The sequence below is a fragment of the Paenibacillus plantarum genome (assembly GCF_013141695.1).
GTDB classification, from domain to species: domain Bacteria; phylum Bacillota; class Bacilli; order Paenibacillales; family NBRC-103111; genus Paenibacillus_E; species Paenibacillus_E plantarum.
The window spans coordinates 46,197-57,651 of record NZ_WHNY01000067.1 but is presented as its reverse complement, the minus strand read 5'-3'; the positions used below and the strand labels follow the sequence as shown (position 1 = coordinate 57,651).

The 11,455-nt window shown below is 40.8% G+C and carries 5 protein-coding genes; 2 read left to right on the top strand and 3 right to left on the bottom strand.

What is annotated here, in order from left to right:
* Positions 1 to 46: 46 nt before the first annotated feature.
* A complete protein-coding gene (locus GC096_RS23520) occupies positions 47 to 1,399 on the bottom strand; it encodes an ABC transporter substrate-binding protein (RefSeq protein WP_171633662.1) in 1,353 nt (450 codons plus the stop codon).
* A 198-nt stretch (positions 1,400 to 1,597) separates the two neighbouring features.
* Between GC096_RS23520 and GC096_RS23515 the strand changes: the two genes are divergently transcribed.
* Positions 1,598 to 3,385 carry a sensor histidine kinase gene (locus GC096_RS23515; RefSeq protein ID WP_171633660.1) on the top strand — a complete coding sequence of 596 codons (1,788 nt, stop codon included), beginning with the start codon at positions 1,598 to 1,600 and terminating at the stop codon, positions 3,383 to 3,385.
* A 14-nt stretch (positions 3,386 to 3,399) separates the two neighbouring features.
* Complete coding sequence (locus GC096_RS39380; RefSeq protein WP_171633659.1) at positions 3,400 to 4,164, top strand: response regulator transcription factor; 765 nt, start codon at positions 3,400 to 3,402, stop codon at positions 4,162 to 4,164.
* 35 nt (positions 4,165 to 4,199) lie between these two features.
* On the opposite strand, the gene GC096_RS23505 is transcribed toward GC096_RS39380, so the two are convergent.
* Both GC096_RS23505 and GC096_RS38840 read right to left on the bottom strand, forming a co-directional pair.
* The gene (locus GC096_RS23505; RefSeq protein ID WP_171633657.1) at positions 4,200 to 4,403 is read right to left on the bottom strand and encodes a hypothetical protein; all 204 of its coding nucleotides are present in this window, start codon (positions 4,401 to 4,403) and stop codon (positions 4,200 to 4,202) included.
* Positions 4,404 to 4,527: 124 nt separating this feature from the next.
* Positions 4,528 to 11,271, bottom strand: coding sequence for a family 43 glycosylhydrolase (locus tag GC096_RS38840; RefSeq protein ID WP_246302918.1), 6,744 nt, complete (start codon positions 11,269 to 11,271; stop codon positions 4,528 to 4,530).
* Positions 11,272 to 11,455 lie beyond the last annotated feature (184 nt).

Genomic DNA, 11,455 nt, shown 5'->3' with positions numbered 1-11,455 from the left:
CATTATCCTATTCACTGGGCTGTTCTGAATTTATACTTTCGTCAAACTATTGTGCCCAAGCAGGATCTTTGGCTGCTTTTGCGGCATCACTTCTTCTCTTATCGATGCCCTTCAAAATATCCTTAGGCTGCATTTTCCCTGTAAACATCGCTGAAATGTCTTTCCCGATATCCATCCATTGCGGATTTAGGTAACTAATGGATGTTTGATACACAGTGCCTTGTTTTTTGCCATACGTATCAAAGAATGCCTTTTGATCAGGTGTGTAACGGTTTTTAATATCTTTGAAATTCAAAGCTAAGAACTTCGGTTCGTTATCCAAATAGAATTGCAAGTTTTCTGGCTTCGTCAGATACTGAAAATATTTCTTTGCCAAATCAATGTGTTTGGATCCTGAATAAATAAATTTACTTGGCGCAGCAGGGTTCACATTTAATATCTGATTGTCAGCAAGCGGCATCAAGAAATAGCCAAATGTATCCGCCTTAACCTCTGGGAACGCTTTTTCGATTTGCGCCGGCAGCCCAAGATTATACACCGTCATCGCATATTTGCCGCTTGCCATGTTCTTTTCTGTATCAGCGTACGTATTTGAAAAGTAGTTATCTCCCATGTAACCCGACTTCGCAAGTTCATTGAGTTGCGTAAGTGCTTGCTCCATAATCGGTACGTTCGCGAATTGCTCCTTATTACTATTTAGCTTATCCGTTAATCCAGGATTTGCTTCTTCGAATTTAGGCCCAAGCTCAGGAAACCAAAGCACATGATGCCAGCCATCAGACACGGGTTCATAAATAGGCGTCGTGCCTGCAGACTTGATCTTCTCTGATACTGCTTTAAAATCAGCATAAGTAGTCGGCACTTTTAGGTTTAGCTTTTCATATATTTTTTTGTTATATACGATAACCCAGTCATAACTTGGATCCCAAATGGTCAGTGCATACACCTTTTTATTAAAGGATCCTTGTTCTACAAACAGAGGGTCTTCTCGTTTTACCCATTCTTCTCCACTTAAATCAACCGCATTTTTTTCGACACCGTACAAATTGTTCAAATCAAGCTGTCCGTCCTGTCCACCGAAAATATCCGGGGCTTCCTTCGCATTGAGTTTCGTCTTCAAAATATTCTGGTACTGATCTGATGGAACGATTTGGTAATCGATATGAATGCCTGTCTCGGCCTCAAACTTCTTTGCGAGCTGCATTTCGGAATCCTTTATCCAATCTTGGCTAGCCATGTATGTCAGTGTAACTTTTTCTTTTGGCATTTCTGTTGATTTCGCACTATTGGTAGCACCGCTTGAAGCTGCTGGTGTTACGGTCTCCGTTTTACTTCCACATCCTGCTAACATAGACGCCATAATCCCAATCGACACAATCACCGTAAAAGTTTTTTTCATTGGTCTCGTTTCCCCTTTTCACTTGTCGTTGATAATGTTTACGCTTTCATTATATATGCATTTCATTTCTACCTTCCATGGATTTACAATGCTTTATAACTGGACATTCTTTACCTCCATCAAATTTCTTTTGACAATTCCCTATAAACACCGCAAACTAAACATAAAAAATCTTATTCATGTATTCAGTAGGAGACTATGGTCATTCAAAAACGTACCATTCGATTCGTTCTTTTTCAGACCTATTCCTTAATCATCATAGTGGTATTATCGTTAGTGGTTGTACCTTTCTATATCTGGTCATCCGATTTATTAAAGAAAAAGGCTGTTGAATCTCTTGATAATCTCTCACAATCCATGCAGGACAAATTAGACCTAGAAATTAGAAGAATTGACTCTGTATCCTTAAATATTTTGTATTCCAATCTAGTGAAAGACAGATTTCTCAAATTTACTGGGGGATCTGGCGACACGATCAATAACAATAAAGATCTAGCAGACATTTTAGTTGCAGCAAATGGACCTGCTCTCCCGGTTAATCAAATTAATCTATATGATTTAGAAGGAAACATGTTTGGATCCGGCATCGACAACCGGAGAACGAAAGTAAACTTGCCTAATAAACTTTGGTATGAAGATGTGCTCGCAAATACCAACGGCAAATACATCACAATTCCGGAGAAGGATGATGAGCTTTCACTATTCCTATCCTCCAAGGATGCGTATTCCATCTCACTGGTTCGGTTGTTTTTTGACGCTAATAATACCCCGGAAGGTATCGTAGAAGTCAAGCAAGATGCAGACAAATTATTTACCAACATTAATGATTACATGAAGCACAACGACGGGCAAAAGGTTATTGTATATACGGATAATGGGAACATTATTTACCCCATTGACACCAAAGCTAAGGAACAAATTTCTTACTTTACCCTTCTGCAAACCAATTCCCATTCAGCTATGAGTAACATCCGTAACCCTATTACAAATGAGAAAGAAATTTATAGTATCGCTCATTCCGAGTACACAGGTTGGAACATTGCGCTACTTGTCTCCGAACAGCAATTATTAGGCCCTTTAAATGATTTTACCAAGAAAATCGCCATGGTTAGTTTCGCCATTCTACTACTTGCTATTTCACTTTCTTACCTTGCAGCTAAACGAATCACAAAGCCCATAGCAAGAATGCATGCCACTATGAAATCCACAAACTTAGTCGGTATCACCTCTCATACACATTTGGAACTAAACAGCGGTTTAAACGAGCTTGATCGCTTGCAGTTCGCTTTTAACAAGATGAGCGAACGACTGAAAGAATCCATGGACCAATTGTTAATGTCCCAGTTACAGGAACTTCAAGCTAAAATGTTAGCGCTTCAATCGCAGATGAATCCTCATTTTTTATACAATACGTTAACTACGATTTCCATCATGGCCGAAGAAAATATGAACGAGCAAATTGTAATCATGATTGAGAATTTATCCATGATGTTAAGATACATATCCGCTGATAATTCATCTCTTGTCCCTTTAGAAACTGAACTAGCTTATACCGAAAAGTATCTGGAATGTATTAAAATCAGACATAAACAAAACGTTCTGTATACATTTGAAATGGCAGATGATATGAAAAATATTCCAGTTCCAAGATTAATTATTCAACCACTTGTTGAGAATTCACTGAAGTACTCATCCAAACTGTTGCCTCCATGGACAATTAAGGTGAGAGGATATCAGGAGAACGACCACTGGTTCGTAGAAGTTACCGATAATGGACCTGGATTTGATCAGCGTGCCATCGCTGAATTTACGAATAGGATTCAGGAAATCGAACAAACCGGGATCATTCCTGGCCTGCAGCTTGATGGTATGGGACTACTGAATATTTATCTCAGGCTGAAAATTTCTTACAGTTCAGATTTGTATATGCAAACTGTTAACTTACCAGATGGCGGGGCAAAGGTTACCGTTGGAGGAAAACGTTGAAGGGGTGAGTCGAAGTGGAGCATACAACACAGATTCGCGTTGTAGTCGTTGAGGATGAAGAATTGATTTTGAATAATATTGTTAAGAAAATTCAATCTCTAGATACTGCCTTTGTCATCATTGGTACTGCTCAAGACGGTTTGTCCGCGTTGAAGGTACTTGAAAATAATACTGTCGATGTTTTATTTACGGATATTCAAATGCCTGCCATTGATGGATTAGAGCTCTTAAAGCAAGTCTCACTTCAATTTCCCCATATCGAAAAGGTAATCATCAGTGGTTACAACAATTTCGATTATGCGCGTCAAGCCATTAAATTCAATGTGAACGAGTACTTATTAAAGCCGATCATCACCAGCGAATTAGAACAAGTCCTAATCAAGATTAAGATGTCAATTGAAAACAAAAGGCAGTTACCTAAGTCACTGCCTTCTTCCGAGAAAACGATGCGTGCACCTGAAGAAATCGTGCAGATGGTTCAACTATATTTAAAAGAAAACTTTTATGAAGAAATTACACTGGAATCGATCTCCAGGCACTTTAATTTTCATCCTTCTTATCTTAGTAAAATTTTCATCAAACATTCGGGGGGGCCGCCTTCCAAATACTTGACAACCGTGCGCATCAATCACGCCAAATATTTGCTTACAAAGGAAAAGAATCTCTCTATTAGAGAAATCTCTCAGCGTGTAGGCTATCCGGATCCTTATTACTTCAGTAGAATTTTCAAACAAGTTGCAGAAAGAACTCCAACGGAGTATCGGAATCTGTATGAGTGATTGAACCGTACAGCGAAGCACAAATCGAATCAGCACTATATCCGATCGGCGGCGACTACAAGGATATTCTCTTGTATGCAAGCATACGCAGTAAAAGAGAGCCCGTTTTCCGAGGAGAGCTCGTTTTCACTTATCAGCTTTTCCTTCATCTTGAGAAGAAGCCCTTTCGCGTTACGATTATCAACTCTGACGGATACGGTGTATTGATGCTTTTTTTTGATATTATCCATTTCCAACATATATATCCCCCCCCTTAATAAAGTAAGCACTTTCATCTTAGTGTAATTAGTTGCCCTACCCCTTACTCAGAAGCAATGTTTAAGGGGTAGGGCACCATATTCGCAGTATTAATTTATGTGATCATTATAGTAAATCAGATTTCCGTAACAATTGTTGTACCAATTTAGCAACCTCAGCTCTTGTTATATAAGCTTTCGGTGCAAGAATGGCTTCGTCTCTTCCACTTACAATGCCCGCTTGGATGCTATCAGCAATACCACTCATTGCCCAAGGTGCACTTTCTGTTGCATCTGTGTAACTACGTAATACATCAGCGTCATTGTGGTTTGTGATTTTCGCTTCCAAACCGGTGATTGCCATCGCTTTAGCAATTATAACCATGGCCTGCTCTCTAGTAATCTTGTCTCCAGGGCGGAAAGTGCCATCCTCGAAACCGTCAATAAGATGGCTGGATTGAGCCGTCATAATAGCACTACTATACCAATCCGCAGCCTTTACATCAGAGAAGTTCGGTGTTCTATTCTCCAACTTCAAGCCTAATCCGCGAACTATGATGGCAGCGAACTCAGCACGAGTAATATCTGCGTCGGGATTAAATAGGTCATTGCCAATTCCACCAATGATCATTCTTGATCCTAAATTGTTCACAGCATCTTTTGCCCAGTGCGTCGAGACATCAGAGAATGATACTGGATGCCAAATCAGGGAGTACGTACTATTCGTTAAACTGCTAACCTCTGCATAATATTTACCGTCTATGATGACAAGTTTAGTTGGTACATGACGAACAGTTCCATCAGGCTCTACAACAACCGCCGTAGTAATCTTATTCGGGTCTACACCATCAGGAATCGCAATCGTTCGTTTTACATAAGCGTTGAATTTAGATAGATCGATGTGCTTGTCGCCGTACTTCGCTTCAACTGTAAATTCAATCGGCGGAACGACAAGTGTAAACTTATCTTTGTCTGCTGCATTCTCCACGACTTTTACCATGTCAGGGGATGGCTTAGCGATTTGAATCTGAATTGTAATGTCTTGCAAAGCGACTGATCCTCCAACTTGATCTGAGATCGCACGAAGATCAATTTGTTGTGCAGGCAGCGTATACGTTGCTCGATCAGTTTTAATCTCTACTACAGCTTTATTTGCTTGTAAGTTTTTGATCATCTGACCGTTCAATTGACCAATTACAACATCGGAATCGCCAGTAACTGGCACAGTGATGTTAGCTTTTTCCCCAGCCACCGCGAGCAATTGATCAAGCTTTTTCTGGTCAAATGCAATAGTCGTGACTGTCTGGCCATTCACTTTAGTTGTTTCTGTGCTTCCAGCACTTTCTGCTTTTCCGTTAACCAGAATGTCAGCCTCTTTACCGCTTGTCACTGGTGTTGTTGGTGTTGTCGGTGTACCGCTGTTACCACTATCACTGTTGTTATTCAGTGGAATTACCGTTATCGTCTTTTGAACCGTCTTCTCTGTGCCTCCAGCATGGACTGTTAATTGAAGCAACCCTGTTCCGACATTCGTTCCTTTAATGGTTACCGAATTCTTACTGCTGTCTCCAATGATGCTAATACCGCCACTTGCTTCCCAGAGATACGTTGCACCCGTTACGCTAGTTGGATTTATTAACGAGTCAAAAGTTAAAAGATCATTTACCGTAACAGTTTGGGCTCCATTCATGATCGCAACTGTTTCTACACTTATTGGCTTTACTTGAATCGTCGTTTCAGCTGACTTCTCCGTATCACCCGCATGAACTGTTAATTTAAGTGTTCCTGTTCCAGCCGCGTTTCCTTTAATTGTTACCGTATCTTGGCTGTTGTCTCCATCAATGCTAATACCGCCACTTGCTTCCCAGAGATACGTTGCACCCGTTACGCTAGTTGGATGGATGACGGAGTTAAAAGTTAAGAGATCATTCACGATAACCGATTGAGCTCCGTTAGTAATTGTAACTGATTCTAATGTATCGCTATTTGGATCTGGATCTACACTTGCTGGCGTCACTGTAATCGACGTATCGGACGTTTTCTCCGTGCCACCGCCAATGACTGTTAATTTAAGTGATCCTGTCCCGGAATTGGTTCCTTTGATGGTTACCGCATCATTGCTGTTGCTGCCTACAATGCTAATACCGCCACTTGTTTCCCATAGATATGTTGCATCCGTTACGCTTGATGGATTGATTACAGCGTTAAAGGTCAATTGCTCATTTACTTTAACAGTCTGCGCTCCGTTTACAATCTGGACAGATTCTAATGGAATGACATCTGTCCCCGTCGGTTTCGTATTGAATTTCCAATAATCCATAGCGAATAAGTTATTGCCTGTGCCACTAAACATGAAGAAAACATTATGGATCCCTTTCACATTTTCCACATTCGTTTTCAGCAACTGCCATACTTGACTACCACCAGTAGCAGCTACATCAAGCGTTCCTATCACCTTACCAATCGGACTGTCCAAACGTATTTCTACTTTACCGCCTACTGTGGATGCGATGTTTGCTTCGAACGAAGCAGCTCCCGTATCGCCAAAGTCAGCATTAGATACTGCCAGCCAGTCTCCGTTATTAATATCCGTTACATCGAGGTTAAGGCTTGCTAGCGGGTTGCCTGGTGCTGTGCTCACCTCAGTAAGAATACCTGCGTTCCAAGCAATCGTTTCAGCTTCAACTCTCGTATAAGGATCAAGATTCGCTATCTGGGATACACCTTTCATATCCCCCTTAATATCTTTAATTAATCCATTATCATAATACTCAACCTTATTAATATGAGGAGAACGATATCCTTTGCCATCTCCTACGACTGCTTTACTAACCGTTTGAGCATGGTAAACCACATACCACTGATCATTAAATTCGAAAATCGCATGATGGTTATTACCGCCAACGCCAAAGAATACAGACGGATTTTTCAGGATCGGTGAAACGTAAGTAAACGGACCCATAGGACTATCACTTACCATGTAAGCAATTTCTCCAGGGGGAGGTGTTCCATCCGGGTGTGTGCCAGAGAAATTAGAGCAGTACGAGTAATAATATTTACCATTGTATTTGTGAATACCTGAATCCTCAAACATATAAGGAGCATCAATTGTAACAGCTGCCCCATCCATATGAATCATATCAGCAGCTAACTTCACTACTCTAGCCGTTTTCGGATGAGCAATTTGCTCTGGGGTTGGATTCGGATCACCCGGGATTCCCCCACCAAAATAGAGATAACCAGTTCCATCATCATCAACCAATACGGCTGGGTCAAATAGCCATGCTACACCAGGAACTCCAGGGCTGCTACTCGTGATCAACGCTTGGCCCAGTGGATCTGCCCATGGTCCAATCGGACTGTCCGCGGTGAGTACACCAATTCCACTAGCACCATTTGCGAAATAAAGGAAGAATTTATCTACACCATTCATTTTCTTATGTGCTGCTGCTGGCGCCCAAGATAGATCTGCCCATTTGGCAACACCCGCGCCATTATTCGCATTATTCTTTCCAGCTACAGGAATTGCACCATGATCTGTCCAATTGACCATATCCGCTGAGGATATCACAAATATTCTATTCAAATTGCTAAATGAATTATCTTTGATATTTCCATTTGAATCATACTCATAATCGTCACTTGACATATAAATGTACACTCTGCCGTCATAAACCATCGCAAACGGATCTGCTCCTAATATATGACTCATAAGCGGGTTCGCATACCCTGGAATCTTGGCATATGCCTTTGTAGGCAGTTGCTTTAATCCAATGTTTGATACGGTATTGTTAACATTGTATTGAACATTTCCACCATCAACTTTGATGTAATCCGTCTTAATTTGAACGGTTTGATCAGCAGGGACAAAACCATTAACCTTTAACTTAATCGTTGCGAACACATTAGAAGATTGATTATTTGCAAAGTTTACGGTATTTCCAGTTACATGTAAAAGCAATTGATTGTTGGCAAACGTATAAGAAGGTTCTCCAACAATATTAGCCGTATTAAAGTCTACACCCGTTACCGTGAGCTCCTTCGGTATATAAAAGGAAGCTGAAATTGCTGAATAATTCCCATTCGGTAATGCATTCATTTGAACTGGGACTTGCAGCTCGATGTTCTGAACGCCGATTACATTCGGAACATTCGCTAGATTTGCCTGGAGCACTGTTGCGGGCGAATTCGTTCCTGTCAATTTATTATCTATTCTAAAATAGTCAAAATCAACAATACCGCCTGTTGTTTTCGTTGCATAATTGAATAATGCGAATCGATATCCCATAAAATGAGGCAATGTATAATGCATTTGCAATGTATTCCCTATTGCTGTCCATGTAATGCCGTCAAGGCTGTAATAGAAATAAGCCTTATCTGTCTGATTTTTATAGTCAAATTCAGCTTTAAAATATACGTTATCCTGAGTGACAGGAATACTAGCTTTTTCAACTGGAGTTCCAGAACTGCCATCCACCATAACAATGGATTTCGAAGTCCCGGACATTTTCACCCCTACAAATCCGTACTCCTTTTGGAATGCAGCGAGCCCAGCATAATCGCCATCCTTCATTTTACTGATGTCCAGTGCAGCATTTCCTGAGCTTTCTGGACCAAATGTTCTCTGGGTCAGTGTATTTCTGGCATCAAGAATACTTGTACTCTTTCTTCCAGTAGTAAGTCTTAGATAGCCAGGACGTTCCGTAAGGGACCAGTGGTTATTATCGGGATTATGATTCCATTGCCACACTAATCCAAGATTAGATCCATTGTAATCGTATTCCCCGTTCTTCGCTTTATCCAAACCGCCAGCGGGCGTAGCGTCTATGAAAGAAATATCATCGACATAGAAATCCATTAGATCATTCGTCGGATCTTGGGCTGCTGTCCAGGAAGTTTCAATAAATATACGCGGTTGATTAAAAACAGCATTGTCAGGAACTGTATAGGTGCCTTCAATTGTGCCCCACACACCTTTGGTCATGACGCCAGATCCAAGTACCTTAATCGTCGTCCAATCTCCATCTTGGATATCGAAATTAAATGTTCTCGTAGCAGGACCTGCGTTGTATTTCACTTTGGCAGAAAACTTATATTTACTGCCAGCCGTTACTTTTCCGGTAACAGACTGTTGCACACCAGCTCCAGTTGCTGCCCGTCCACTAATGAATAAACTATTGGTTCCACTAAAATGCTCATTCGTTGACACCGCAACCGTTGCAGTATCATGTTTTTCCCAAGGCGTTAGCCCCTTCTCCATCTTACCATTTGTCAAAAGGTTCCCGTCAGGCGTTACATCCACGAAAGAAATATCATCGACGTAGAAATTCATTAAATCATTCGTGGGATCTTGCGCTGATGTCCAGACCGTTTCAATAAATATACGTGGTTGAGTGAAGGTTGCATCCGCCGGAACCGTATAGGTGCCTTCAATTGTGCCCCATTCACCTTTGGTCATGATGCCTGATCCAAGAATCTTGATCGTCGTCCAATCTCCATCTTGGAAATCGAGATTAAACTGCTTCGTAGCAGGACCTGAGTTATATTTCACTTTCGCGGAAAATTTATAGATAGCTCCCGCTTTTATTTTTCCAGTAACAAATTGTTGCACACCAGCACCAGTAGCTCCCCTGCCGCTAATAAATAAACTATTGCTTCCGCTAAAATGCTCATCCGTTGATACCGCAACCGTTGCAGTATCATGTTTCTCCCATGGCGTTAACCCGTTCTCCATCCCACCGTTCACAAAAAGTTCTGTTCCTTCATTTATAGGTAGTGGTGTCACAGGTGTTGGCACTGTAGGTGCTGTAGTTGAAGTTGTATTAATAACGGTATGCGATGCCCCCACTTTTTGGGAGCTTTGATAGAATTCATCAGAAGCTACCAAATTGTTCTTAGATGCTACACCACTAACGGGAATAGCCATACTTTGTGGAACCGTACCGTTAATGCCGAATACTGGCCAACCATCACTCCATGTAACTGGCACTAGGTAAGGTATACGTCCGACTGAGCCACGGTCTCCAAATAACATTGCATACCATTTGCCATCAACGGTATCAATGATACCGCCTTGTGCGATACCAGCATTGTTTAAGGCAACTTTGCCTTCGTATACACCATCAATACGGTCTGCTCGATGCATGATTTCAACACGACCAGAATTTTTAGGCCATGTTATATTGAATACGTAATATGTACCGTTAATCTTTTGGATATGCGTGCCTTCAGCTTGAAGATTGACATTCTCCGCTGTACTTGCAACTAGGCTCGCATTAGGAATAATGACTTTATTCAAGCCGCCTGCTTTGATTGCGGTCGCATCTGCAGTCAGTTCAATGGCTTTAATATCACCGCCGCCATAAACCATATAGACACGTCCATCATCATCAAATAGCAATGACATATCATGATAAACGCCATCAAGCTCTGAATGGGTCCATGGACCCTTTTCTATATCTGTTGTTTGATAGATATAGGTTTTGCCAGTATCATAGGAAGCAAATGCCACATAATATTTGCCATTATGGTATCTTAAGCTGCTTGCCCATGAACCTTTCCCATAATTGTCTTTTCCATTTCTAAGTGCTTGTTCATCATTATCAGCAAGCATATCGTAAACATAATTGACGATTTCCCAATTTTTGAGATCATATGATTTCATAATAGGAACACCAGGGTTCATATGCATGGTTGTACTACTCATATAATAAGCATCACCTACTCTGATGACATCGAGATCGGGAACGTCAGCCCATATAAATGGGTTCTCTAAGGTGTCTTCATTGGATTGTGCATATATCGAAGCACTTGGTACAATACTTAGCAATAATGTAAGCGCTAATAAAAATACCCCTAGCTTCTTACTCATAAGCACAAGATTCCTCTCATGTTTCTTTTTCACTTCCATTTATTACACTCCTTCTTAGTAATTTGTATGTAACAAATTACTATGCTGTGATAATTACTGTTTACAGTGTAACTTAAACATAATCATTTCAGAATGTAATTTCTTATTCAAAAAGTGAAGATTTCTATGAATGACTTCGTAGATT